Origin of the sequence: Zoogloea oleivorans, assembly GCF_008107625.1 — a bacterium.
Taxonomy (GTDB): Bacteria; Pseudomonadota; Gammaproteobacteria; order Burkholderiales; family Rhodocyclaceae; genus Zoogloea; species Zoogloea oleivorans.
Genome location: NZ_SDKK01000011.1, coordinates 167,090 through 192,152, shown reverse-complemented (window position 1 = coordinate 192,152; position 25,063 = coordinate 167,090). Strand labels below are relative to the sequence as shown.

At 64.4% G+C, this 25,063-nt stretch carries 15 protein-coding genes; 3 read left to right on the top strand and 12 right to left on the bottom strand.

Annotated features, from left to right (window positions below; translation table 11 throughout):
• Positions 1–94: 94 nt before the first annotated feature.
• The 10 genes from ETQ85_RS13310 to ETQ85_RS13265 form a co-directional block, all read right to left on the bottom strand.
• A complete protein-coding gene (locus ETQ85_RS13310) occupies positions 95–2,209 on the bottom strand; it encodes a PhoX family protein (RefSeq protein WP_148579560.1) in 2,115 nt (704 codons plus the stop codon).
• Between the two features lie 101 nt (positions 2,210–2,310).
• Positions 2,311–3,516 (bottom strand): glycerophosphodiester phosphodiesterase, encoded by a 1,206-nt coding sequence (locus ETQ85_RS13305; protein WP_148579559.1) that lies wholly within the window; start codon positions 3,514–3,516, stop codon positions 2,311–2,313.
• 139 nt (positions 3,517–3,655) lie between these two features.
• Positions 3,656–4,156: a phasin family protein gene (locus tag ETQ85_RS13300; protein WP_148579558.1), complete on the bottom strand. Its 501-nt coding sequence runs from the start codon at positions 4,154–4,156 to the stop codon at positions 3,656–3,658.
• 175 nt (positions 4,157–4,331) lie between these two features.
• The gene (locus ETQ85_RS13295) at positions 4,332–6,335 is read right to left on the bottom strand and encodes an acyl CoA:acetate/3-ketoacid CoA transferase (protein ID WP_148579557.1); all 2,004 of its coding nucleotides are present in this window, start codon (positions 6,333–6,335) and stop codon (positions 4,332–4,334) included.
• A 32-nt stretch (positions 6,336–6,367) separates the two neighbouring features.
• Positions 6,368–7,759 carry a GntP family permease gene (locus tag ETQ85_RS13290; RefSeq protein ID WP_148579556.1) on the bottom strand — a complete coding sequence of 464 codons (1,392 nt, stop codon included), beginning with the start codon at positions 7,757–7,759 and terminating at the stop codon, positions 6,368–6,370.
• A 187-nt stretch (positions 7,760–7,946) separates the two neighbouring features.
• A complete protein-coding gene (locus ETQ85_RS13285) occupies positions 7,947–8,951 on the bottom strand; it encodes a cytochrome-c peroxidase (RefSeq protein ID WP_148579555.1) in 1,005 nt (334 codons plus the stop codon).
• 129 nt (positions 8,952–9,080) lie between these two features.
• Positions 9,081–10,550 (bottom strand): DUF3482 domain-containing protein, encoded by a 1,470-nt coding sequence (locus tag ETQ85_RS13280; protein ID WP_148579554.1) that lies wholly within the window; start codon positions 10,548–10,550, stop codon positions 9,081–9,083.
• The gene (locus ETQ85_RS13275) at positions 10,547–12,013 is read right to left on the bottom strand and encodes a DUF2868 domain-containing protein (RefSeq protein ID WP_148579553.1); all 1,467 of its coding nucleotides are present in this window, start codon (positions 12,011–12,013) and stop codon (positions 10,547–10,549) included. The genes ETQ85_RS13280 and ETQ85_RS13275 overlap by 4 nt, the downstream gene beginning before the upstream one ends.
• A gap of 68 nt (positions 12,014–12,081) precedes the next feature.
• Positions 12,082–15,117 (bottom strand): EAL domain-containing protein, encoded by a 3,036-nt coding sequence (locus ETQ85_RS13270; RefSeq protein WP_187394704.1) that lies wholly within the window; start codon positions 15,115–15,117, stop codon positions 12,082–12,084.
• Positions 15,114–16,286, bottom strand: a complete 1,173-nt coding sequence (locus tag ETQ85_RS13265; RefSeq protein ID WP_148579551.1) for an FIST N-terminal domain-containing protein — start codon at positions 16,284–16,286, stop codon at positions 15,114–15,116. The genes ETQ85_RS13270 and ETQ85_RS13265 overlap by 4 nt, the downstream gene beginning before the upstream one ends.
• A gap of 398 nt (positions 16,287–16,684) precedes the next feature.
• Here ETQ85_RS13265 and ETQ85_RS13260 point away from each other — a divergent pair, with 398 nt between their 5' ends.
• Together ETQ85_RS13260 and ETQ85_RS13255 are read left to right on the top strand one after the other, a co-directional pair.
• Complete coding sequence (locus tag ETQ85_RS13260; RefSeq protein WP_148579550.1) at positions 16,685–18,922, top strand: NADP-dependent isocitrate dehydrogenase; 2,238 nt, start codon at positions 16,685–16,687, stop codon at positions 18,920–18,922.
• A 166-nt stretch (positions 18,923–19,088) separates the two neighbouring features.
• Positions 19,089–19,463 carry a hypothetical protein gene (locus ETQ85_RS13255; protein ID WP_148579549.1) on the top strand — a complete coding sequence of 125 codons (375 nt, stop codon included), beginning with the start codon at positions 19,089–19,091 and terminating at the stop codon, positions 19,461–19,463.
• Between the two features lie 21 nt (positions 19,464–19,484).
• Here the strand turns inward: ETQ85_RS13255 and ETQ85_RS13250 are convergent, their stop codons facing one another.
• Complete coding sequence (locus ETQ85_RS13250; protein ID WP_148579548.1) at positions 19,485–20,222, bottom strand: SDR family oxidoreductase; 738 nt, start codon at positions 20,220–20,222, stop codon at positions 19,485–19,487.
• A gap of 5 nt (positions 20,223–20,227) precedes the next feature.
• Positions 20,228–23,107 carry a bifunctional diguanylate cyclase/phosphodiesterase gene (locus tag ETQ85_RS13245; RefSeq protein ID WP_148579547.1) on the bottom strand — a complete coding sequence of 960 codons (2,880 nt, stop codon included), beginning with the start codon at positions 23,105–23,107 and terminating at the stop codon, positions 20,228–20,230.
• A 257-nt stretch (positions 23,108–23,364) separates the two neighbouring features.
• Here ETQ85_RS13245 and ETQ85_RS13240 point away from each other — a divergent pair, with 257 nt between their 5' ends.
• On the top strand, positions 23,365–25,062 hold the full coding sequence (locus tag ETQ85_RS13240) for a sensor histidine kinase (protein ID WP_148579546.1): 1,698 nt from the start codon (positions 23,365–23,367) through the stop codon (positions 25,060–25,062).
• The last annotated feature ends 1 nt before the right edge of the window (position 25,063 follow it).

Here is a 25,063-nt window from a genome sequence, read left to right as displayed (position 1 = left end):
GTGCCCAGCCGCTCTGCGCTCACCTATCAATGAAAAGGCCCCCCGCCGTGAAGCGGGGGGCCTGCAGAAACGCCTGGCTGACGCGGAGGGCGGGTCAGACGGCGATTTCACCGCCGTCGGTGCGGGTGACGACGACGGTTGCCGAGCGCGGCCGCTTGGTCGACGCGGAGTCGGTCTGGGAGGCCGGCCAGGCGCTGGTCGGGGTGGTCAGGCTGCCGTTTTCGCCGGGGTGCTGGACGTTGACGAAGAGGGTCTTGCGGTCCGGCGTCATGGCCAGGCCGGTGATCTCGCAGTCCTTCGGGCCGACCAGGAAGCGGCGCACGGTGGTGGCGCTGGCGTCGGCACCCTTGAGGGTGGGCATGCCGCTGGCGGCGGTCACGGCGCTGCCGTCGCCGACCTTGCCGGGAATGGCGGCCAGCATCATGCAGTTGGTGACGTCGGTGTAGGCGCCATCGTCGGTCTGGATCCACAGCATGCCGTTCTTGTCGAACCACAGGCCGTCGGGGCTGGAGAAGTCATTGACGTCGGTGAGCTTGGACAGGTTCACGTTGGCGGCGGCAGTGGCTTCGGCGCCGAACAGGTAGATGTCCCAGGCGAAGGTGACGGCGGCGGCGTCGCTGCCGGCTTCGCGCCAGCGGATGATGTGGCCGTTGACGTTGCCCTTCTGGGTGGTGGTGCCGCTCTTCAGGTCTTCGTAGTAGCGCGGGTTGGCGGTGTCGGTGTTGCTGGCGGTGCGGCTGCTGTTGTTGGTGAGGGTCATGTAGACCTCGCCGTTGGCGGGGTTCACTGCGCCCCATTCCGGACGGTCCATCTTGGTGGCGCCAACCGAGTCAGCCGCCAGGCGGGCGTGGGTGAGCACGTCGGCCTGATTGGCAAACGGGTAGATGGCGTTGGCGGCGGTGAGGCCGTTCTTGCCGAAGGTGAGTTCGACCCAGGTGCCCGAACCGTCGGTGTTGAACTTGGCGACGTAGAGGGTGCCCGCGTCCATGTACTTGGCGCCGGCGGCGAGGCCCTTGCCGATGTCGGCGGCGTCCCAGTTAGCGGCGGAGACGAACTTGTAGATGTATTCGTTCTGCGAGTCGTCACCCATGTAGAACACCAGCGGTTTGCCGGCGACGGGGTTGCACGGCCAGGCACCTTCGTGGGCGAAGCGGCCGAGGGCGGAGCGCTTGACGGGCTTGGAAGACGGGTCGAAGGGGTCGATTTCGACGACCCAGCCGAAGGTGTTGAAGGCGTTGCGGTAGTCGTCGGTGGCGCTGGCGCCGGTGACCGAGGCGGTCCACCGGGCGTAGTCGTCGGCGCTGCCGGTGGTGGGGGTGTCCCACAGATAGCTGCTGGCGGTGCCCTGCTTGAGGCGGTAGCGGTTGAGGGCGGTGACTTCGGCGGGGCTGCGCAGGGCGTCATCGCCGGCGGCACGGCTGACCACGTTGGTGAAGTTCTCTTCACAGGTCAGGTAGGTGCCCCAGGGCGTGTAGCCGTTGGCGCAGTTGTTGTTGGTGCCGCGGGTGCTGCTACCGTCGGCGGAGTATTTGGTCTTGACCAGGCTGGAGCCCTTGACCGGGCCGGCGAAGTCCATCGGGGTGGCGGAGGTGATGCGGCGGTTGAAGCTGGAGCCGCGCACCATGGTCATGCCGGTGCCCGAGGCACCGCGACGGACTTCGCAGATGGTGACGCCGTGGGCGTTCACTTCCTTGTCCACTTCGGCTGCGACGCGGGTGGCGCCGCTGGTGCGACCGCTGGCGTGGAGACCATAGGGGCGCACGACGTATTCGTTGTTGACGCACAAGAGGCCGCGGTCGGAGCGGCTGGCGCTGTAGGCGCCGGCATCGGAGAGGCCGAAATAGTGCATGCCGTCGTGGCCGTCACCGACGCGACGGTTGTAGGAGTCGGCGCTTTCGGAGCCATCGTTGGCCCAGGCTGCATCTGCCAGCGACAGCGGATCGCCGAGGGCGTGGAGGATGCTGGTCTGGTAGCCGGCCGGTACGGTGACGAGGTCGAGTTTGTTCTTGGCAACGGCGTCGAAGTTGAGGGCCAGCGGGGCCTTGTCGTCGTTGCTGCTGCCGCCACAGGCGGACAGGCTGACACTGCCGAGCAGCGTGGAGGCGGTGACGGCAACGCCGCCCTTGAGGACACCGCGTCGGCTCATGCGCGTCGCAATGACTTCCTGAATGTGGGTGTTGGCAGAGGGGTTGTCGATCTCGTTGCTCATTCGTGACTCCAGGAGTAGGGCGGAAAGGGCCGAATGTTGCCGTCGGCAGGTGACGGTTTGATGAAAGGGGCCGGCACGTCATGGCTGCCGGCCCGGGCTGGTCAGCGGCCCATTTCCTTCAGGTAGGTGTTGCGGGCGGCGATGGCAGTGTCGGTGAAGTCTGCAAATACACCATCCACGCCCAGGCGATAGAAGGCCAGGTATTCGTTCTTCGGGTCGCCCTTGTAGTCACTGGCGAGGCGGCGCTGTTCGTTGCGGAAGGTGTAGGGATGGACGAACAGGCCAGCCTTGTGGGCGTCGGCGATGAGGGGGGTGGCGGGCTGGCTGGTGGTGTCGGCTTCGTTGATCTTGCCGTCGCCGTTGATGTCGGTCACGTTGCCGCTGGCGTCGAGGGTGCCCTTGACGGTGATGATGTAGCGCTTCCACGGGCCGATGCCGTCGGCGTAGGCCTTGATCTCGGTGAGGCCGGCCGGGGTGACCATGGCGCTGAACAGGCGGGTGTCGCCGGCCTTGAGCCAGTCGTAGGGACGGTCGTAGGGGGCGGCGAAGGTGAGGGCGCCGGTCTTGAGGTTGACGTCGTCGGCGTCGATGAGCTGGATCAGGCGGGTCTCCAGCCCCTTGCTCTTCAGGTACTTGAGGCTGCTCGGCTCGAAGGACTGGACGTAGATCGGGGCGCTCTTGCTGTTCCAGCCGGCGGCCTTGATCTGGGCGATGAGGGTGTCTTCCAGCGGCAGGCCGATGTCCCGGTGGTAAGTGGGGTTCTTGGTTTCGGGATACACCGCGATGGTGCGCCCGGTGCTGGCCGTGCGGGCCTTCACCAGGTCGATGATTTCCTGGAAGGTGACGATCTTGTAGGCGCCGTTGTATTGCTGCGGGCGCTCGGCGTCGGTGGAGATGGCGCCGAGGGTCTTGATCTCGGCGAGGGTGAAGTCGCTGGCGAACCAGCCGGTCTGGGTCTCGCCGTCCACCTGGATGGTTTTCTTGCGGGCGGCAAATTCGGCGTGGCTGGCCACGTCGGTGCTGTAGGCCAGGTTGGGGTCGTGGCGGGCAATCAGGATGCCGTCCTTGGTGGCGATGAGATCGGGTTCGATCACGTCGGCGCCCAGGTCGATGGCCAGGCTGTAGGCCTCGAGGGTTTCTTCGGGCAGATAGCCGGAGGCGCCCCGGTGAGCGACCACGATGGGGGCGGCGCCGTCGAGGGTCGGCAGGCGCTTGTCGTCGTCGCTGCCACCACAGGCGGAGAGCAGCAGGGCGCTGCAGCAGGCGGCGGCGAGGGGCAGGCGGTGGACGGGGGCGGCGAAGGACATGGGAATCTCCGGGGCAAATGCTGCAACCTTGATGGATTCCCGTGACGCGCCTGTGATTGGCGCGTGAACTCGCCGTGATGGCGATACAAACAAAAACGGCGCCCGAGGGCGCCGTCTGGATCAACGCTTGACGCGCTGATTACTTCTTGCCGACCTTGGTGAAGGCCTGGAAGGCTTCCGTGGAGGCCTTGGTCATCTGCTCGTAAGCGGAACGGGCGGTGTCCATGGCGGTCTGGATCGAGCCGAGGGCGTTGTGGTCGCCGATGGGCATGCCCTTGAACATCTTCTGGATGGACTCGAACATGTCCTGGCCGCCGCCGCTGAGCTGCTCGCTGACCATCTTGCCGACTTCGGCTTGGGTCTTGGAGGTGATCTCGGCGATTTCGCGCGCACAGGAGAGCATTTTTTCGGTGGTGCTCTGGGCGTAGGAGGTACGCAGGCTCAGGGCTTCAGCCGGATCCTTGACGCCGGAGAGGGCCTTGGCATTGGCGACGCCTTCTTCGAACAGGGACTTGGCGGTGCCGACCTGCAGCTCCATGATGCGCTGGGAGTTCTCGATCGACAGTTGCGCAAGGCGCATGGCAGCTTCGAGGTTCTTCTTCTGGATCTCGTTGAATTGCTGTTCTTGCTTGGTCGCCATAATCATCTCCGTACATTGTTGTTGAACAGTTAGAGTGCCAGATCGATTCCCTCCCCCGGCCTCATGCGGAAAACAATATCACACGCCCATGCACCGGGAAGGAGCACTGCACAAAAAAAGGGTGCTCCCGCCTGATTATGTTGCACCGCAGCAACAGGTGTTGCGAATGTGCTCGTCAAACGTCGTCGGCAAGTCCGGCACGGGCTTCTTCGGCAGAGTTGAAAATCTTCGGTGAAAGGTCCCGTGCGTTGAGCGCGTCGCCCAGCTTTGCCCTCAGGAAGGTGTTGGTGGCATAACGCGTCACCTGGCTGTAGTGCTTTTCCATGAGCGCCTGGATCATGTTGGCGTAGGGCTCGATGAGCTCTTCCCGGATGTCGAAGCCGTGGTAGTTCACCACCGCCGGCACCTTGTGGCCGAGCGGGCCGAGGAGGCCGGCGACGAGGCTGTGGATTTCGTCGATCTCTTCGGCGTGGCGCAGGCGCAGGTTTTCGAAGTCGATGAAGAAGATGTTTTGCGCCGCGTCGTAGTGGAAGCGGGATTCCAGGGGGGCGGCGACGATGCTGCTGCGCAGGCCCATCGGTTCGTCGCGAAACACGCGTGCATCCATCAGGCGCGGGGTGCCGCGGATGACCGGCTTGAAGTGCATGTGGGCGAGGATGTCGCGTTCGATGTCGATGCCGGGGGCGACTTCGATCAGTTCGACGCCGGCGGAGGTCAGTTCGAAGACGCAGCGTTCGGTGACGTACAGCACCGGCTGCTTGCGGCGCACGGCTTCCTGGCCGCTGAAGGTGCGGTGCTCCACTTCCTGCACGAACTTGATGGCCTTGCCTTCGACGAGGATCTTCAGCTGGCCGTTCTCGAGCGCCACTTCCAGCCCGCCGGCGGTGAAGGTGCCGACGAAGACGACCTTCTTGGCGTTCTGGCTGATGTTGATGAAGCCGCCGGCGCCGGTGAGCTTGGGGCCGAACTTGGAGACGTTGAGGTTGCCCTGGGCGTCGGCCTGGGCGAGGCCGAGGAAGGCGATGTCGAGCCCGCCGCCGTCGTAGAAGTCGAACTGGCTGGGCTGGTCGACGATGGCGGCGGTGTTGATGGCGGCACCAAAATTGAGCCCGCCCTGCGGAATGCCGCCGATCACGCCGGGTTCGGCGGTGAGGGTCATCAGGTCGATGACGCGCTCTTCGGCAGCCACTGCAGCGACGCCCTCGGGCATGCCGATGCCGAGGTTCACGATGGCGTTGGGGATGAGTTCCATGGCGGCCCGGCGGGCGATGATCTTGCGCTCGCTCATCTCCATCGGCTCGAGGGAGGTGACCGGTACGCGGATCTCGCCGGAGAAGGCCGGGTTGTACTGCTCCATGAAGGTCTGCATGTGCCACTCGGGGCGCTCGGCGACGACGATGCAGTCGACGAGGATGCCGGGGATTTTGACCTGGCGCGGGTTCAGCGAGCCGGATTCGGCGATGCGCTCGACCTGGGCGATGACGATGCCGCCGCTGTTGCGCGCGGCCATGGCGATGGCCTGGCCCTCAAGGGTGAGGGCTTCCTTCTCCATGGTGATGTTGCCGTCCTGGTCGGCGGTGGTGCCGCGGATGATGCCGACGCTGATCGGGAAGGCCTTGTAGAAAAGGTATTCCTCGCCGTCGATCTCCATCACGCGCACCAGGTCCCTGGTGGTGCAGCTGTTGACCTTGCCGCCGCCGAAGCGCGGGTCGACGAAGGTGCCGAGGCCGACCCGGGTGATGGTGCCGGGCTTGCCGGCGGCGATGTCGCGGTACAGGTGGGTGATGACGCCCTGGGGCAGGTTGTAGGCCTCGATGCGGTTGGCCACGGCGAGTTCCTGCAGGCGCGGGACGAGGCCCCAGTGGCCGCCGATGACGCGGGCGACGAGGCCTTCATGGCCGAGGTGGTTGAGGCCGCGGTCCTTGCCGTCGCCCTGACCGGCACCGTAGACGAGGGTCAGGCCTTCGGGCTTGCCGCGGCCGTCGGGGTCTTGGTCGCGGGTTTCAAGGAAGCGCTGCTCGAGCGCGATGGCGATGTTCTCGGGAAAGCCGATGCCGACGAAGCCGGTGGTGGCCACGGTGTCGCCGGAGCGGATCAGTTTGACGGCGTCGGCGGCGCTGACGACCTTGCCGGTGTTGCGGCCCTGGGGGCGCACGAATTGTTGCTTGTTCTGGCTCATGGGTTTCTCTCCTGTTGCGTTCCGCGCGGTCCTTAGACGATACCGAAAAGATAATACGCAGCAATCACCACGAACACCGCCGAAGTCTTGATGATGGTGATGGCGAAGATGTCGCCGTAGGACTGCTTGTGGGTCAGGCCGGTGACGGCGAGCAGGGTGATTACCGCACCGTTGTGGGGCAGGGTGTCCATGCCGCCGGAGGCCATCGAGGCGACCCGGTGGAAGACTTCGAGCGGAATCCCCGCCGCATTGGCATTGGCGATGAAAGTTTCGGACATGGCCGCAAGAGCAATACTCATGCCGCCGGATGCGGAGCCGGTGATGCCGGCCAGGGTGCTGATGCTGATGGCTTCGTTGATGAGCGGGTTGGGAATGGCCTTGAGGGCGTCGGCGATGTAGATGAAGCCGGGCAGGGCCGCGATGATGGCGCCGAAGCCGTACTCGGAGGCGGTGTTCATCGAGGCCAGCAGGGCGCCGCCGACGGCCGCCTTGGAGCCATCGGCAAATTTGGCCATGACGGGTTTGAAGGCGAAGGCCAGCACGCACAGGATGCCCAGCAGCAAGGCGGCTTCGACGGCCCATATGGCGGCGATCTTGGTGACGTCGGTGGCGATGGGCTTGGCGAGGCCGGGCAGGGCCAGCTCATGAACCTTGCCATACAGGTCCGGAATGACCGTGGTGAAAACCTTGTTGAAAATGCCGACAACGAACAGGGGCAGGATGGCGATGACCGGGTTGGCGAGCTTTTCGTCGGGGAAGGGTTCCGGCTCGTTGAGCAGGTTTTCACCGTAGCCTTCGCCGGCGGTCTGGGCGCTGCGCCGACGCCAGTTGAGGTAGGTCAGGCCGACGATGAGGATGAAGATGCCACCGATGACGCCGAGGGTGGGGGCGGCCCAGGTGTTGGTCTTGAAGAAGGTGGTCGGGATGATGTTCTGAATCTGCGGCGTGCCGGGCAGGGCGTCCATCGTGAAGGTGAAGGCGCCCAGTGCAATGGTGCCGGGAATCAGGCGCTTGGGAATGTTGCCCTGGCGGAACATCTCGGCGGCAAACGGATAGACGGCGAAGACCACCACGAACAGCGACACGCCGCCGTAGGTGAGCAGTGCGCACACCAGCACGATGGAAAGCATGGCCCGCTCTCGACCGACCAGGTTGATCACCGAGGACACGATGGACTTGGAGAAACCGGACAGTTCGATGACCTTGCCGAACACGGCGCCCAGCATGAAGACCGGGAAGTAGAGCTTCACGAAGCCCACCATCTTGTCCATGAACAAGCCGGTGAAGGCGGGGGCAACGAGGCTGGGGTCGGTGAACAGTACGGCGCCGAGGGCCGCCACCGGGGCGAACAGGATGACGCTGTACCCTCGGTAGGCGATGAACATCAGAAACACGAGGGCGGCTATGACTATCAGGAAATCCATGATCGGAACCTTTCGTGACGAGGCTGGGAGGCGGGGGCTGGAGGCAGTCCACAGTACGCCCTTGGCGTCATGACGAAGGCTTTATCGATTCAGGGTTTTCCCTAGTCTGGTGTCAGCCCGGGATGAAGCGCCGACGCCCTTTTCAGGGCGCCTCTGGTGAGCGATCCCCCTTGCGGGGGACGTCTGTTTAATTGAAGGGTTGCGGACGCGGGGTGGCGTCGGCCGAGGGCGGCAGGATCGGCATCTTGAAGCTGGGTTGATCGCCGGTCAGGGTTTTCAGGAAGGCAACAATCTTTGTGTTTTCGTCGGCGGTGAATTTCCGGCCGAGCTGGACGCGACCCATGGTGTCGACGGCTTCGGGCAGGGTGTTGGCGGCACCGTCGTGGAAGTACGGATAGGTGAGTTCGACGTTGCGCAGGGTGGGCACCTTGAAGTTGAAGCGGTCGGCGTCCTTGCCGGTGACGGCGACGCGGCCTTCGGCCGGGCTGCTGGCCTTGTAGGCCTCGACCACACCCATCTTCTGGTAGGAGTTGCCGCCTACCGCCGGGCCGTTGTGACAGGCCACGCAGCCGCTGTCCTTGAAGAGCTTGTAGCCGGCCAGTTCGTTGGTGGTGAGGGCCTTCTTGTTGCCCTTCAGCCATTGGTCAAAGCGCGAGTTGGGGGTGACCAGGGTTTCCTCGAAGGCGGCAATGGCGCTGGTGATGCGGTCGGTGTTGATTTCGTCCGAACCGTAGGCCTTGCGGAAGGCGCCGACGTAGCCGGGCATGCTCTTCAGGGTGGTGACGGCCAGTTCATGGCTGAAGGCCATTTCGCCGGGGTTGGCGATCGGTCCGCCGGCCTGGGCCTTGAGGTCGGCCGCGCGACCGTCCCAGAACTGGGCCAGGTTGAAGCGTGAGTTGAGCACGGTGGGGGCGTTGATGGGGCCTTGCTGCCAGCCGTGACCGATGGAGGTCTTCAGGTTGTCGGTGCCGCCCATCGACAGGTTGTGGCAGGAGTTGCAGGAGATGAAGCCGGATTTGGACAGGCGCGGATCGAAGAACAGGGCTTTGCCGAGCTCCACGGCGGCGGGGTTGGAAACCCTGGCAGCCTGAATGGGCTGAATGGGTTCCTGGTTCGGGGCGGCGTATGCGCTTCCCTGGTGGACCAGGGCGAGGGTGGTGACAATGAATGAAGCGGTAAGGCGGACAGACACGACAGACTCCTTGTGCAAGGGAAAATCCGCCGGCCGGTACTGACGGGTGTCGGTAGGTGACGGCCGGAATTGCCTCGGATATTCCTTCCTCAACCTTAAGGAATGCTTAAAGGGTATGTCAAATGGTAATTAAAATATTGTTTCGGGATCTCTTTGAACGTTTGGGTAGAGACGCTGCAGCAAGCTCAGAAGTGTGTCGGCAAGCGTCGTCCGCAGGGCTTGCTCGAAGGCTGTGGCTTCGTTTGGTGTGCCCCGTTGGGCCCACAGGCTGGTGAGGCTGCTCTGGCGAGAGGCCAGTTCCTCTTCGACCAGCGTTTTCCAGTGGGGAGGATATTCACCTTGCTGCCATTCCCCCCGGCCACGGCCGTAGTGGGCCACAGCCAGGTAGCGCAGCAGTGCGCTGGCGAAGAGCCGCTGGAGGCTTTCGTCGCTCCAGTTCAGCAGGCTGCTGTCCTTGCCGCGTACCAGGTTGACGCCCCGGGCCAGGCCGGCGCTCCCGAGGGCGCCCAGTACGGCGCCACCGATCAGGCCGGCGCCGAGGGTCAGTCCGCCGCTGGCCAGATCGGCGGCGAGGCCGGACAGGGCCCCCGACACCACGCCGCCGAGTACGGCCGCCTTGCCTTCGGGGAGTCGCTCGTCTGTCGTGAAGTCGGCCGCGACACGGGCCATGACTTCCTCCGCGGCCCGTCCGCCAAGGCCGTGGGCTTCGATGAGCTGGTCGGTGCTGCGGCGGGTTTCCTGGTCGAGACGCGTGGCGAGGCGGGCCATGGCCTGTTCCCGGGGTGACGTGCCATCGTCCTTTCCGATGCCGACGGCCTTGCCGATACCACGCAGGGAAGACATGAAACCGGCGTCGTCGAGGTTTTCTTCATCCTGCGCGCTGCGGGCCAGAAACCGGGCGAGTATGTTCAGCGAGGCTTCGAAGCTTTCCATGCGCCGGCTGCGCCAGGCTCCCTGCAGGGCTTCGAAGCTGGCCTGTTTGTCCGCCGGCAAAATGGCTGCGATGGCATTCAGCAGTGCGAATTCCTGCACCCAGCAGCGGGCGAAGGCGTCGAGGGTGAGCACGCCGCGTACGAAAGGGTGATGGGCGACGTGTTTGCGCCAGCTTTCTTCGTCGGCCTTGTCGAGGACGCCAGGGCGGGGTTCGCCGATCTGGTTGAGGAGCACCAGTACCGGTTTGCCGATCCACGCCAGGATTTCCATTTCCGGCTCGACGTAGCCGGCGTCGCGGGGTGTTTCGGAGGCATTGACGAGGTAGAGCACCACGTCGGCCTCGTCGCGCACATTGCGGATGGCCTGCTGGCTCGACCAGAAGGGGCGGTCGCGCCAGCGGTCCCACACTTCGGAGAGCAGCCAGCCCAGCGGGTTCCCTTGCAGGCGCAGGCGCTTGACGAGGCGCGCGCTGTCGCCGAAGCCGGGTGTGTCCCACAGGTTGAGCGCATGGCCGTCGGGCGTCTCGATCATGCGGTGGCATTCGGCCAGCGCGGTGACGTGGGCTTCGTCGCGAATCTCGCCGACGTCGCGACCAAGCAGGCTGCGGGCGAGGGTGGTCTTGCCGGCGTTGGTGTGGGAGACGAGGCTGAGGTTGATGAGGGTCACCGGGGGCCTCCTGGGCGGGCGCTGTGATCAAGGATATGGCTCAGGGTTTCGGCCAGGGCGCCGGGATCTGTGTCGGTGAGATCCACGAAGGTGACTGTGACAGCGTGCTTTTCCAGTACGCGGGTCCATGCCCGGCGACGTTCTTCCTGGCGCTTGGGCTGGGCGTCGAAGCGGGCCTTGAAGCCGGCTTCATCCACCAGTGCGGCCAGTGGCGTGCCGGTCGGAAGCCGTGTCGCCAGGGCGGCGAGGAAAGCGCCGTGGTTCTCTTCCTCCGGTGTGGCGGTGAGGCTGAACAGGGCGAGAACCAGCGATGGTGGCGTGTCGGGCAGGGCGCTTGGCGGTAGTGCGTCCTCGTCGCCGAAGGCCAGTGGCGGGGCGACGCTGAGGCTGGCCCGGGGGCCGAATTCCCGCGTCACACCTTCCTGCAGGAGCAGCATGGCCGCGGGTGACACAGCGTAGCTGTAGGGCAGCACGTGCACCCGCGCCTCGCGGCCGGAGAAGCCGCGCTGCAGGCGCTGGAAGTAGGCATCGCCGAGGGGCAGCGGAAAATGGTTCTGCATGCCGCGGGCGCGCAGCCCGCTGATCAGCGCCAGTAGCGCGCGGGGCAGCACGACAGTGAAGGCCAGGGTGAGTGCGAACAGGTGGATCCACGGGGCGGCGTTCTCGCCGTGGCCCGCCGGCAGGCGGAGGTTTTCGAGGTGTTGCGCGTCGGGGATCGGTACGCCGCCGAGCTGGGCTGCCGGACCGAGGAGCAGGCGGAGCCCCTGATGCACCTGGCTGGCGTCGAGGAAGGTGCTTTCCCAGCCGGCCCGGTAATCCAGCACCAGCCCGCGCATGTACAGTGCGGCGATGGCGCCGAGGGCGAAGGCCATGGCGGACAGGTGCAGCACCTGGCTGACCCGCTGCAGGGTCAGCGGGGCCGAGGCCTGTGCCCAGTCATTGCGGAATACCGTGAAAGGCGAGGCGGGGGCGGCCGTTGCCAGCGTTTCGCCGAGGCTGCCGCCCAGCCTGGCGACAGCACGCCGCAGGGCGCCCGGGCGGGCCGGGGTGCGGCGGAAGGGACGGGTCAGCCCTTCGACGAAAATTGTCAGATAAACAAGCAGGTTCCAGGCGATCAGTCCGAGCAGCGGAAAGGCCAGCAGGTTCACGTAGCGTGACGGCCCCACCGCATCCATCAGGATGCCCAGCGCGAAGGCCACCGCCACCATCAGGCTGCCGACCCATGGGCGCCAGTTGCGGCCCTCGGCGAGACGCCGGAGCTGGCGGTCCCGGTCGGCGAGGCGTTCGACGGCCAGCGCCCCGCGACGGGCGAGGAAGCGGTCGGCATCGGCTTCTGAGCCGACCACTTCGGCGGCGGCCCGGCTGGCCCAGGCGGCGTCGGTATCGTTCCAGGGCTTGTCCGGGCTGTCGGTGGTTTCGAGGGCGCGGACGAGGATGACGTGGCGGGCGGCGGCTTCGTTCATGCCCGCGAGTGTAGTACATGCTCCCGGCGTGGGGACGGAGGCTTCACCCGATCATCGACTGAGCGCCGCTAATGCGGCAGGCTGAGCTCCGCGGGTGCGACGCCGGAGCGCGCCTGCACAAGGCGTCGTGTCATGGCGTCCGCCTCAAGGGGGCGACTGAACAGGAAGCCCTGTACTTCATGGCAGCCAATGCCGGCCAGGAAGTCCATCTGGGCCGGGGTTTCCACGCCTTCGGCGATCACCTTCAGCTTGAGTGACTGACCCATGCGCACGATGGCTTCGGCGATGGCCCGGTCTTCCTCGTCGTCGGGGATGTCCTTGACGAAGGAGCGGTCCACCTTGAGCTTGCTGACCTGGAAGCGCTTCAGATAGGCCAGGCTCGAATAGCCGGTACCGAAGTCGTCGATGGCCACCGAGATGCCCAGTGCCCGCACGTAGGCGATTACCTCGATGAAGCGTGCTGCGTCCTTCATCAAGGTCGACTCGGTCAGTTCCAGCTCGATGCTGGCGGGCTTGGCGCCGGTGTCGCGCAGGGCGGCGGCCAGCGTGGCGGCAAAGTCGTCCCGGTACACCTGAACGGCCGAGACATTCACGGCCACCTTGAGGGGATGTCCGGCATCGCTCCATGTCCGTGCCTGACGGCAGGACTCGTGCAGGGCCCATTCGCCCATCGGCAGGATCAGGCCGGTTTCCTCGGCGAGGGGAATGAACTGGGCCGGGCTGACGTCGCCGAAGCGCGGCGAGTGCCAGCGCATCAGCGCCTCGGCGCCGGTCATGCGCTGGTCGTCGAGCGCGAACTGGGGCTGGTAGACGAGGCGCAGCTCACCGGCGGACAGGGCATGGCGCAGGCTGGTGGCGAGGGCGAGACGTTCTGCCGAGTCGCGGTTCATGCCTTCGTCGAAAAAGCTGAACGTTCCGCGCCCCTTGTCCTTGGCGTGATACATGGCCATGTCGGCCTTCTTCATCAGGGTGTCGAAGTCAGTGCCATCGGTCGGGGCGACGGCGATGCCGAGGGTGCCGGTGGAGGTGAGTGCCTGGCCACCCAGCTCGAAGGGCGCCTCCAGGGCGCGGCAGAGTTTCTCGGCCAGGGCCGCAAAGGAGCGGATCGACTCGTCGCCTTCGACCAGGATCATGAACTCGTCGCCCCCCAGGCGGCTGATCGTGTCGCTGCGGCGCAGGCAGGTGGTGAGGCGGCGGGTCACGGCAATCAGCAGTTCGTCGCCGACGGCGTGGCCGAGGGTGTCGTTGATGCGTTTGAAGTGGTCGAGGTCGAGGAAGTACATCGCCAGCGTCCGGTGCTCGCGGCTGACGCGCCGATGCATCTGCTCGAAGCGATCGCGCAGCAGCACCCGGTTGGGCAGGCCGGTGAGGGCGTCGTGGTGCGCCATGTACTGGATCTTTTCCTCGGCCGCCTTGCGTACGCTGATGTCGCTGAAGGCCGCCACGTAGTGGGCCACGCTGCGGTCCGGGTTGCGCACCATGCGGATCGTCAGCCACTTGGGGTAGAGCTTGCCGCTCTTGTGGCGGTCGATGATTTCTCCTTCCCAGCGGTCGTCCCGCTCGAGGGTTTTCCAGATGCTGCGGTAGAAGTGGCTGTCGTGCTGGCCGGACTTGAGGATGCCTGGGGTCTGGCCGAGTACCTCGCCGGCCTCGTAGCCGGTGATGCTGGTGAAGGCGGTGTTGATGCTCACGATGCGGTTGTCGGCATCGGTCACCATCAGTGCTTCGTTGCTGTGATTGAAGACCAGTTGGGCGAGCTCCAGCTGAGCCTGTTGTTCGCGCTGGCCGGTGACGTCGGTGAAGACCCAGATCGAACCTTCGAGGGGCGCCCGGGCATCCAGCGGGCGGCCGGAAAGACGGATCCACAACGGGCTGCCGTCCTTGCGCACCATGCGTGTGTTGCCTTCGCTGTAGCCACTGGTGGCCAGTTCGCCGTAGATCCGGCCGCCGACATCGAGGTAGTCGGCCCGGCTGGGGTAGAGGATTTCGGTGAGCTGGCCGATCATCTCGGCAGGCGAGTCGTAGCCGAAGATCTCTGCCATGCGGGTGTTCACGTCGAGCATCTTGCGGTCATCGGCCAGGATGATGCCCACGTGCGCGTTGTCGAAGATGGCTCGCTGCTGGCCGAGCAGGCGGCGGATGCGCTCCTCGCCTTCCTTGAGGGAGGTGATGTCGCTGGCGGTCATGACGAAGCCGCCGTCCGGCATCGGGAAGCGGGCCAGCTCCAGCACCGGGCCGGCCGCAATGCTCTGCTCGAAGCGGCTGATGCGGGCGAGGGCGCCGAGGCTCGTCGGGCACAGGCGGGTCACCGCTGCGCTGGCGCTGCGCAGATCGTCGAGCCGGCTGTCCGGCCGGGCCAGTCCGACGGGCAGGGCCAGCAATTCGAAGTAGCGCAGGTTCCAGGCCACCAGCTTTTCGTCGGCGTCGAAGACGGCGATGCCCTGGTCGATGGTGTCGAGGGTGGATTGCAGCAGACGTGACTTGCGGGCCAGTTCCTGCTGGCGCAGGCGGGCTTCTTCGGCCTTCAGATCGGTGACGTCGGAATAGATGCCGACCAGGCAGCCATCGGCCATGCGGTGCTCGCGAATCTGCAGGGCCTGCCCGGACGGGAGTTGCACTTCGCAGCGCCCATCGCTGCTGCGACAGGCCTGCAACTGGGGCACAAGGGTGTTGCCGGCGGCCGAATCCTGGCTGGCGGTCTCGGCCAGGAAGTCGCCAAAGGGGCGGCTGCTGCGCTGGCCGGTCATGCCCCACAAGCGCCGGAAGGCCTCGTTGCACAGCAGCACCCGATCTTGCGGGTCGAACAGCGCGAAGCCGTCGGAGATGTTCTCCACCGCGGTTTCGAGTTGCAGCCGGGCGGCGGTGGCGCGGGCCGATACTTCGCCGAGGGCTTCCAGCGTGGTGGTCAGCTCTTCCGTGCGCTGGCGGATCTGCTCTTCCAGCACGAAGGTGGTCTGCAGCAGGCCGTAATCCCGGCCCTGGTCGTTGAGGTTGCGTTCAACCTGGTAGGCCAGCGCGTCGATGATCTTGTCGCGGCGGAGAATTTCCTGAACGAGGCCGTCGGCGTCGTCCAGCCTGCAGCGGATGTCCGCGGGGCCGTTCATGACCGCGCTCTCCGTCCGAAGGCGATACCGGTAAAGGTCTGGTTGATGTGCATGCCCCGGTACTGCTCGCCGAAAGTGCTGAAGCCGATCACGCGGCTGTGCGCCAGGCGTTGTCCGACCTGCTCGGTGATGCCTCGTTCCCGGCATTCGAGCCGTCGCAGGATGCAGTCGCAGCCGAGGGTCAGCGCCACTTCGCCGACTTGTGTTCCGGCATCGACGAGGGCGGTGTCGAGGTTGGCCAGCAGGTCTTCGCCGTGGGCGACCTTGAAGACGATGCCCCGATCGATGGCGCAGAAGAAGCTCAGGCTGCCATCCGGATTGGCCCGCTGGATCGAGCGGACGAAGTCGGCATTGCCGATGCGCACCACCACCGGATGGGCGGCGAAGGTCTGGGGCGTCAGGCTGGCCGGGTCGATGCCCAGGGCGCGGGCGTACTCGGGCGCTGCCGGGCAGCCGTTGATTTCGGTGACGATGCGTTTTTCCGGAATGGCACCGGTCACCACCAGGCGTGTCATGGTGGGAGTGAAATGCTGGGTTTTGAAGACCGTGAAGGGGCGGGTGGTCGTGGCGACCAGCAGCACCGCCGCGTTCTCGACGAGCCGCCCATTGAAGATGACCCGCGTTTCGGCAAAGTTCAGTTCGTCACCGGCCGAGCCGCCGGACAGGGGAATGCCGCCAAGGCCGTCATGAAAGGCGCGGGCGATGCTTTCCTCGCGCGCGCACAGGCCATCGACCAGCATGAAGGCCAGGAAGGTCTCGCTGCCAAGGCCCGGGTGGCGGGCCTGCAGGCGATGGCGCAGCGCGTGGGCAAAGCCCGTCATGGCGCGGGTGTCTGTTTGGTCCAGGTCTTCGAGCAGGCCGATTTCAAAGTCGATGTCACCGGGGCCGAAAGCGGCGCCGGTCAGGCTGCCTTCCTGATAGCCCTCGGGGCCGATTTCTCCGGCCGTCGTGCAGCCGATCAGCGGCGTATCGCCAAAAGCGTCCCGCAGGCCGTCGGCCAGTTCGTTGCTGGCGAAGCGGCTCGATGCAAAGACCAAGGCAAGCCCGCCAGCGCTGGGGGCGAGCAGGGCGGCCAGTTCATGAGCGGCATCCGCGGCCTGGCTGCAATGGCTTGTGCCGGTCCGGATGCCCGACTCCCCGCCTGGATCGGCGAGCGTGGTGGTGTTCATTTTTTCATTGTCTCCTGCGGGGCGCCTTGAACAGGCCGGCTGTTGCCGACTCCGCTCGACACCCTCTGGTTTCACCCCTAACGGAGGCGCAGGACTATATCTTTAGCTAAAGGTTGACGCCACGGAAACCGCACCGCATCTGGGTACCGGGCTAGCGCCATGAACCTGAGTCCTGTTTCCGGCCTGCAAGTGCAGGACGAACAAGGGTTTTGGGGGCTCCAGAAACTTGCGAGTCGCGAAATATCGATTCACTATCTGAAAAATCCCGGTGCCCAGTGGTGTGGACGGGGATGCTGCGGGTTAAAATAGTTGGCTGCTTGCTACTGACAAGCATGGCGAGAAGGGTCCGCACGGATTGGGCCCGAATAAATCAATCAAAATCTCGAGGGGAAAAACTGATGGCTGCAGGGAAATCAAAGATTATTTACACGCTCACGGATGAGGCACCCCTTCTGGCCACCTGTGCCTTTCTGCCCATCGTTCGTACCTTCACTTCGCCGGCCGGCATCGACATCGTCAAGAGCGACATCTCGGTTTCCGCCCGCATCCTCGCCGAGTTCTCCGACTACCTGATGGATGAGCAGAAGGTCCCGAACACCCTGGCCGAACTCGGCCAGCTGACCCTGCAGCCCGACACCAACATCATCAAGCTGCCGAACATCAGCGCCTCCGTCGCGCAGTTGACCGCCGCGATCAAGGAGCTGCAGGCGCGTGGCTTCAAGATTCCCGACTTCCCGGAAAACCCCAAGACCGACGAAGACAAGGCGCTCAAGGCCCGTTACTCCAAGTGTCTGGGCTCCGCCGTCAACCCGGTGCTCCGTGAAGGCAACTCCGACCGCCGCGCTCCGCTGGCCGTCAAGAAGTACGCCCGCAAGAACCCGCACTCGATGGGCAAGTGGAGCATGGCCTCCCGCACCCACGTCGCGCACATGACGCACGGTGACTTCTACCACGGCGAAAAGTCGCTGACCCTCGACAAGGCCCGCGACGTCAAGATGGAGCTGGTCACCAAGAGCGGCAAGGCCATCGTCCTGAAGCCGAAGCTGTCCCTGCTCGCCGGCGAGATCATCGACTCGATGTTCATGAGCAAGAAGGCGCTGTGCGACTTCTACGAAGAGCAGCTCGAAGATGCCCGCGAAACCGGCGTGATGTTCTCGCTGCACGTCAAGGCCACGATGATGAAGGTGTCGCACCCGATCGTCTTCGGTCACTGCGTCCGGATCTTCTACAAGGAAGCCTTCGAGAAGCACGGCAAGCTGTTCGACGAACTGGGTGTCAACGTCAATAACGGCATGGTCAATCTGTACGACAAGATCGCCACCCTGCCCGAATCCAAGCGCGAAGAAATCGAACGCGACCTGCACGCCTGCCACGAGCATCGCCCCGAACTGGCGATGGTCGACTCGGCCAAGGGCATCACCAACTTCCACTCGCCGAACGATGTCATCGTCGACGCCTCGATGCCGGCCATGATCCGCATCGGCGGCAAGATGTGGGGTTCGAACGGCAAGCCGAAGGACACCAAGGCCGTGATGCCGGAGTCCACCTTTGCCCGCATCTATCAGGAGATGATCAACTTCTGCAAGACCAACGGCAACTTCGATCCGGTGACCATGGGCACCGTGCCGAACGTCGGCCTGATGGCCCAGCAGGCCGAGGAATACGGTTCGCACGACAAGACCTTCGAAGTCCTGGAAGACGGCGTCGCCAACATCACCGACCTGGCTACCGGCGAAGTCCTGCTGTCCCAGAACGTTGAAGCCGGCGACATCTGGCGCATGTGCCAGTGCAAGGACGCGCCGATCCGCGACTGGGTCAAGCTGGCCGTTACCCGCGCCCGCAACTCCGGTACGCCGGCAATCTTCTGGCTCGACCCGTACCGTCCGCACGAAGCCGAGCTGATCAAGAAGGTCCGGACCTACCTCAAGGATCACGACACCACCGGCCTCGACATCCAGATCATGTCGCAGGTTCGTGCCATGCGTTACACGCTGGAGCGCGTCATCCGCGGCCTCGACACCATCTCGGTGACCGGCAACATTCTGCGCGACTACCTGACCGACCTGTTCCCGATCATGGAACTGGGCACCAGCGCCAAGATGCTGTCGATCGTTCCGCTGATGGCTGGCGGTGGCATGTACGAAACCGGTGCCGGCGGTTCGGCGCCGAAGCACGTCAAGCAACTGGTTGAAGAAAACCACCTGCGCTGGGATTCGCTGGGCGAGTTCCTGGCCCTGGCGGTGTCGCTGGAGGAGCTGGGCATCAAGACCGGCAACAACAAGGCGAAGATCCTGGCCAAGACCCTCGACGACGCCACCGGCAAGCTGCTCGACAACAACAAGTCGCCGTCGCCGCGCACCGGTGAGCTCGACAACCGGGGCAGCCAGTTCTACCTGTCCATGTACTGGGCACAAGAGCTTGCTGCGCAGACCGACGATGCCGAACTGCAGGCGCAGTTTGCACCGCTGGCCAAGGCCCTGACCGAAAACGAGCAGAAGATCGTCGACGAGCTCAAGGCTGTGCAGGGTCAGCCGGTGGATATCGGTGGCTACTATCTGGCCGATTCCGAGAAGTGCAAGGCGGTCATGCGCCCCAGCGCCACGCTCAATGCGATTCTGAAGGCTGCACGGGTCTGAGTGTGAAGTAAGCCTGTAGCTACGCTATGTGGCAGATAGGTGCCGGCAAGCCAGTTTCTGGTTTGCCGGCACCTATCGTTTACCCTTGCAAAAACGGGCTGCGGTGTCGGCTGCGCACTGTGCGTGCTATGGTCCGGGCCGGCCACGGAATGAAACAAAACTGCACATGAGTCTGGAAAAAACTCCCCCTTTGCCCGCCACGGATCGGGGCGTACGGGTTGCGCTGATGTTCGCCCTCGCTGCCGAGCGCCTCAACGCGTATTACGAGCATCGCCAGTGGTTCACCGAAGCCCAGGGCGCGACGCTGATTGCCGACTGGCTGGGACGCTCGAAGCGCAGCCTGCCGGACGCGGAGCGCCGCCGCTTGTCTGCGCTGAGCGATCAACTGGCGCGGCAGATCGAAAGCTCGGTCGCCCGCGAGGTGGGTCTGCATATTGCCCACGAGATGACGGAATCCCTCGACCCGAACCATCAGTCCGAGGTCGGGATGTCGCTGATGGTGGAGTGCGAGCGCCTGCTCGATAGCGGCCCGGCGGCCTAGATCTCCGATGGCACCCGGCGCTCAGCCGGGCAGGTGGCGCAGGTCGCCGTCCACCACGTCACCAAACCTTTCCCCCAGCAGGTAATCCACCAGGCGTCCGGCGGCAACGGCCGGCGAGGCGAGCTGGCCGCCGGTGTGCAGGGCCTCGAAGCGCTCCTTCTGCGGAAATTGCGCGACGCTGCCGGCGCGAATCTCGGCCTGCATGGTGGTGTCCACTACGCCGGGGGCGAGGCTGGCGATGCGCAGGCCGGGCAGGTGTTCGAGAGCGACGGCGCGGGCGTGATGATCGAGGGCGGCCTTGGTGGCGCAGTAGCTGCTCCAGCCGGCGTAAGGGTTGCGGGCGGCACCGCTCGAAATATGCACGATACGCCGGTCGATACATCCGCCGGTGGCGGCTGCGAAGGCATTGGCGAGGACTAGCGGGGCACTGATATTCAGATTGACGGCGTGCACCAGCGCTTCGTGAGTTTGCGTGCCGAGCAGTCCGACGGGCTGCAGCATGCCGGCATTGTTGATGAGCAGCGCGGTGCTGGCGTCGGCGACAAACCCGGTGAGGCTGCCGTCGGCGAGCCAGTCGCAGAGGGCCGCCGGGTCCGAGAGGTCGAGCTGCACTTCGTGCAGGCGTTGCGGAAATGCGGCACCCAGTTCGGCATTCGGTGAGCGGGCGAGGGCCAGCACGGTGATGCCGCGCTCGAGAAGCGTCCGGGCGATGGCGGCGCCGAGCCCGCGGCTGTGTCCGGTGAGAATGGCCTTGATCATGTTGGTCAGGCTATCAGGGTGAGGGTCCGGGGCGAAATGAGTTTCGCCATCTCACCGGCCACCACCGGCCGCGAGAAGTGGTAGCCCTGGCCGATATTGCAGCCCAGTTCGTGCAGGATGTGCTGCTGCTCGGCGGATTCGATGCCTTCGGCGATGGTGATGAGGGACATGTCGCGGGCAATGCTGACGATGGCACTGATCAGGGTCACGTCATCCTGGTTGCGGTGGAGTTCCGAGACGAAGGATTTGTCGATCTTGAGTACATCGAAGCGGAAGTTGCGCAGATAGGAGAGGCTCGAATAGCCGGTGCCGAAATCGTCGAGGGACAGCTGGACGCCCAGGTCTACGAGGCCCTGGAGGGTTTGGCGGACTTGCTCATCCTGGTTCAGGAAGACGCTTTCGGTAACCTCGATTTCCACCCGGTCCGGCCCGATGCCATGGCGCTGCAGCGTGTTGCGGACGTTGCTCACGAAGTTCCGGCTGCGCAGCTGGGGCACGGCCACGTTGACGGCCATGCGGATCGGGGCTGCGCCTTCGCTGTCCCATTGGGCAAGCTGGCGGCAGGCTTCGTCAAGAACCCAGGTGCCGATGCCGTGAATCAGGCCCGTTTCCTCCGCGATCGGGATGAAGCGGTCCGGCGCCATCAGCGCCTCGCCGGTCGGCTGCCAGCGCAGCAGGGCCTCGCAGCCGACGATCTGCCCGCTGGCCAGATCCACCTGGGGCTGGTAGTGAAGAATCAGTTCCTCGCGTGCTACCGCGTGGCGCAGGCCGTTCTCGATGCGCAGGCGTTCGGTTACCCACTGGTTGAATTCCGGGGTGAAGAACTGGAAGTTGTTCCGGCCGGAATTCTTGGCGTGGTACATCGCCGCGTCGGCGTTCTTCAGCAGCGTTTCGCCGTCGGTGCCGTTGTCGGGGTACAGGGCGATGCCGATGCTGGGCGTGATCTGCAGTTCGTGCTCGTCGATGGTGTAAGGCTGGCCCAGTGTGGCGAGGATCTTGCGGGCCGAAGGCAGGGCGCTGGTGCGCAGCTCCAGGCCGGTCAGCAGCACCACGAATTCGTCGCCGCCGAGCCGGCTGACGGTGTCGCTCTGACGCACGATGTCGTGCAGGCGTTTGGCCACCTCCTGCAGCAAGCGGTCGCCCATGGCATGGCCGAGTGAGTCGTTGATGTTCTTGAAGCGGTCAAGATCGATGAAGATCACCGCGAGTTGTCGTTCTTCCCGCTTGGCCTGGGCCACGGCCTGGGTCAGCCGGTCGTTGAGGAGCGTCCGGTTGGGCAACTGGGTGAGGGGGTCGAATTCGGCCAGGTGGCGGATGCGGTCTTCCGCTTCCTTGCGCTCGGTGATGTCCAGGAAGGTGCCCACGTAATGAAGTACCGCGCCGGACTCGGTACGCACGGTGCTGATGTTGATCAGTTCCGGGTAGCAGTTGCCGTCCTTCTTCCGGTTCCAGATTTCGCCACTCCATGATCCGGTCTCGTGGATGGTCTTCCACATGGCCCGGTAAAAAGCGGCATCGTGCTTGCCGGAGGACAGCATGCCGGGGCGCTGCCCGATAACGTCTTCGGCGACGTGGCCGGTGATCTGGCAGAAGGCCGGGTTCACGGCGAGGATGCGCGTTTCGGCGTCGGTGATGACGATGCCTTCCTTGCTGCTTTCAAACACATGGCCCGCCAGACGAAGGGCATTGGCCTGGGCTTCCAGGGCGTGGCTGTGCGTCTCGATTTTCTGATGGTAGTTGCGGAGTAGTCCGCTCATCCAGCGCGAGAAGAACACCGACGCGCCGATGGCCAGGGCGATGGCGGTCATGGCAGCAATGAGCAGGTAGGGAATCCGGTTCGACATGGAGTTCACCGCGGCATCCCGCTCCCTGGCGAACTGGCTCTGGGTTTCCTCCTGGAAAACCGAGGCGATGACGATCATGTTCCACGGTCGATAGGGCAGGACGTAGGCCGTCCGGGTGCTCGTGATATTGGCTGCTCGCCATGGCCACTGATAGGAAAGATAGCCTCCGCCCTGCTTGCCGAGTTCAAGGATCTGGCCGCGGATCGCTTGTTCGGCGGGGCTGCCTACCTTGCTGTAGTGCTTGCCTTCGTACTCGGGCCACTGGGGCTGGAGCAGGAGTTGTCCGCTTTGGGAAATGGCCACGAAGCTGCCCGTGTCACCGAACTTCCAGGCGCGCAGCCTTTCGATGCCTTCCCGCAGGCGCATCTCGTGCCACTTGTGGAGGTAGTCGCCGGTGCCGATGATCCAGCCGTAGGGCTTGAAGCGCTGTACGTACGCCAGCTTGTCGGACATCTGCTGCGGATTGTCCGGGGAGTACCAGCGATACGTGGAGAAGCCGCCCTGGTCGCCTTCCCGGGCGGCGGCGGCCAGCCCCCGCATGATGTAGTGGCCGGTGTCGTCCCGGTTGTCCCACAGGGAGCTGCCCTCGCGGGATGGGGCGATGGGGAGGAGGACGCAGTTGCCCTGTTCGTCGTCGATGAAGAAGTAGCCACGTCCCTCATAGAAGCGTTGCGGGCGCAGCGCTGCGATGATCAGGCGCTTGACCTCGACCTCCGGGCGGCGCCCGTGTTCCCGGTCGTAGATCGCCTGGGCGGTCTGCATGGCCATGCTGACCTTGTCCTGCAGGGCTTCCTGCAGCACGGATTCGGTACGTGAGTGCACGAAATCCAGGTAGCCGATGGCGGCTTCCATTTCGCTCTTGAGGCGTTCCTGTTTCTTGACCTGAAAGCTTTGTTCCAGCCGGTCGATGGTCTGCTGGTGTTCCGAGAAGCCGATCCACAGGAAGCTGCCGCCCAGTGCCAGGGCCAGCGTGATGACCACGACCAGCGTCCCTACCAGGTGGTAGTAGGGGAGGTTGCGGTCGGTAATCTGAAATTTCATGGGACGGCAGGGAAGGGCGCTAGGTATGGAGCTGTTGAGCGGTTGGGCATCAAGGATGCCCGGGATTTGCCTGCCTGAATAACGGCGCTATTCTCTACAACTAAAGTAGTAATGACAAAACTCCTGCCGCATGCTTTGCATGTGTGCTTTCCGTCGTGTAAAGCCCTCAAGACGGACGCGCCACGGACGTTAACGAAGAACACAAAAATCACCGGGCCAAAGCACTTTTTCCTGCTTGTCCGGCCACACCGCACCCTATGTCTGCTGCCGATTCTCCGCTTCCGTCCACCCGGCGCTTGCGCCTTTTTGCTCCGATCGTGGTCGTTGTCGTTGCCCTTGTCGGGCTGCTGTGGGGGGCGGTGATCTACAAGGTGGGAGTGGAAGAGGCGCTGGTTGTCCATTCGATCAACACCGAAAATCGCAATCTGGCCCGTGCCTTCGAGGAGCACACCATCCGCACCATCAAGAGCGTCGATCAGTCGGTGCTCTTCCTCAAGTTCCAGTACGAGAAGTATGGACAAAAGGTGAAGATCGCCGAGTTCGTTGGCGAGGGGATGATCATCAGTAGCATCTTCAACCAGCTTGGAGTCATCGACGAGCATGGCATCTACATCATGAGCAACCTGCCCAACCACAAGCGGGTGGATCTCTCCGACCGGGAGCACTTCAAGGTGCACATCGAGAAGGACAGCAACCAGCTTTTCATCAGCAAGCCGGTGCTGGGCCGCGCCTCGGGCAAGTGGTCGATCCAGATGACCCGGCGCATCAACAAGCCGGATGGCAGCTTTGGTGGCGTGGTGGTGATTTCGGTGGATCCCTTTTATTTTTCCGATTTTTACCGGGGCGTCGACCTGGGCCGTGACGGGGTGATTTCCCTGGTTGGCAAGGATGGCCTCATCCGCGCCCGGCGTTCGGGCGACAACAGCCAGGTAGGGCAGAACCTGAGCAGCAGCCCCTTGATGGCCATGTGGGCGAAGGAGAACTTCGGCAGCTACCGGGCCAGCAGTGTGTCGGACGGGGTCAGGCGGTTCTACAGTTTTCGGGGCCTGCAGGAATATCCCCTGGCGGTGGCCGTTGGCGTTGGCGAAGAGGAGGCGCTGGCTGATTTCCATGATCGCCGGCGGGGCTACATGATCTTCACGGCGGGCATGAGCCTTGTCGTGCTGTTGTTTGGTGCGCTGTCCATCCATTTGCTGAACCGTCAGTTCCGCATTTCCGAAGCCTTGCGGGAAAGCCGGATCAAGGCCGAAGCGGCCAACCGGATGAAGTCGGAGTTCCTGGCATCGATGTCCCACGAACTGCGCACGCCGCTCAACGGCATCATGGGCTACGCCGAGTTTCTGCGCGACAACTCGGAGGAAACCAATCAGGAGTTTGCCGGCATCATCCTCGACAGCAGCCATCACCTGCTCGAAGTGGTCAATTCGATTCTCGATCTGGCCAAGATCGAATCCGGCAAGATGGACCTGGAACGCAGCAGGGAACCCCTGCAGCCGATGATCGAGCGGATTGTGCGCGCCCACTATCCGCTGGCGGCAGAAAAAGGGCTCGAGCTGGCCGTCACACTGGCGCCGGATCTGCCTGCCGAGCTGCTTTGCGATCCGGTGCGGCTGGCCCAGATTCTCAACAACCTGCTCAACAACGCCATCAAGTTCACCGATGCGGGGAGTGTGCGCCTGCAGCTTGGCTGTGAAGAAGGGACGCTGCGCATTTCGGTGGCCGATACCGGCTGCGGCATTCCGGCTGACATGCTGCCGCACATTTTCGAGCGTTTCCGTCAGGTGGACGGTTTTCTGACCCGTCGTCACCAGGGAACCGGCCTGGGGCTGGCGCTGGTGAGGGAGCTGGTCGATCTGATGGGCGGCGAGGTGGCGGTCCGTTCCGAACCGGGCCAGGGCAGCGAATTTGTCATTCATCTGCCCCTCGATCCGGAAATGCAGCCGCAACAAGGATGAA

Bases quoted from the DNA above. Each gene is read 5' to 3' on its own strand.
- ETQ85_RS13290 (WP_148579556.1), bottom strand. From the start codon at position 7,759: ATGGATTTCCTGATAGTCATAGCCGCCCTCGTGTTTCTGATGTTCATC.
- ETQ85_RS13300 (WP_148579558.1), bottom strand. From the start codon at position 4,156: ATGGCGACCAAGCAAGAACAGCAATTCAACGAGATCCAGAAGAAGAAC.
- ETQ85_RS13255 (WP_148579549.1), top strand. From the start codon at position 19,089: ATGAGTCTGGAAAAAACTCCCCCTTTGCCCGCCACGGATCGGGGCGTA.
- ETQ85_RS13250 (WP_148579548.1), bottom strand. From the start codon at position 20,222: ATGATCAAGGCCATTCTCACCGGACACAGCCGCGGGCTCGGCGCCGCC.
- ETQ85_RS13310 (WP_148579560.1), bottom strand. From the start codon at position 2,209: ATGAGCAACGAGATCGACAACCCCTCTGCCAACACCCACATTCAGGAA.
- ETQ85_RS13240 (WP_148579546.1), top strand. From the start codon at position 23,365: ATGTCTGCTGCCGATTCTCCGCTTCCGTCCACCCGGCGCTTGCGCCTT.
- ETQ85_RS13275 (WP_148579553.1), bottom strand. From the start codon at position 12,013: ATGAACGAAGCCGCCGCCCGCCACGTCATCCTCGTCCGCGCCCTCGAA.
- ETQ85_RS13295 (WP_148579557.1), bottom strand. From the start codon at position 6,335: ATGAGCCAGAACAAGCAACAATTCGTGCGCCCCCAGGGCCGCAACACC.
- ETQ85_RS13245 (WP_148579547.1), bottom strand. From the start codon at position 23,107: ATGAAATTTCAGATTACCGACCGCAACCTCCCCTACTACCACCTGGTA.
- ETQ85_RS13265 (WP_148579551.1), bottom strand. From the start codon at position 16,286: ATGAACACCACCACGCTCGCCGATCCAGGCGGGGAGTCGGGCATCCGG.
- ETQ85_RS13305 (WP_148579559.1), bottom strand. From the start codon at position 3,516: ATGTCCTTCGCCGCCCCCGTCCACCGCCTGCCCCTCGCCGCCGCCTGC.
- ETQ85_RS13270 (WP_187394704.1), bottom strand. From the start codon at position 15,117: ATGAACGGCCCCGCGGACATCCGCTGCAGGCTGGACGACGCCGACGGC.
- ETQ85_RS13260 (WP_148579550.1), top strand. From the start codon at position 16,685: ATGGCTGCAGGGAAATCAAAGATTATTTACACGCTCACGGATGAGGCA.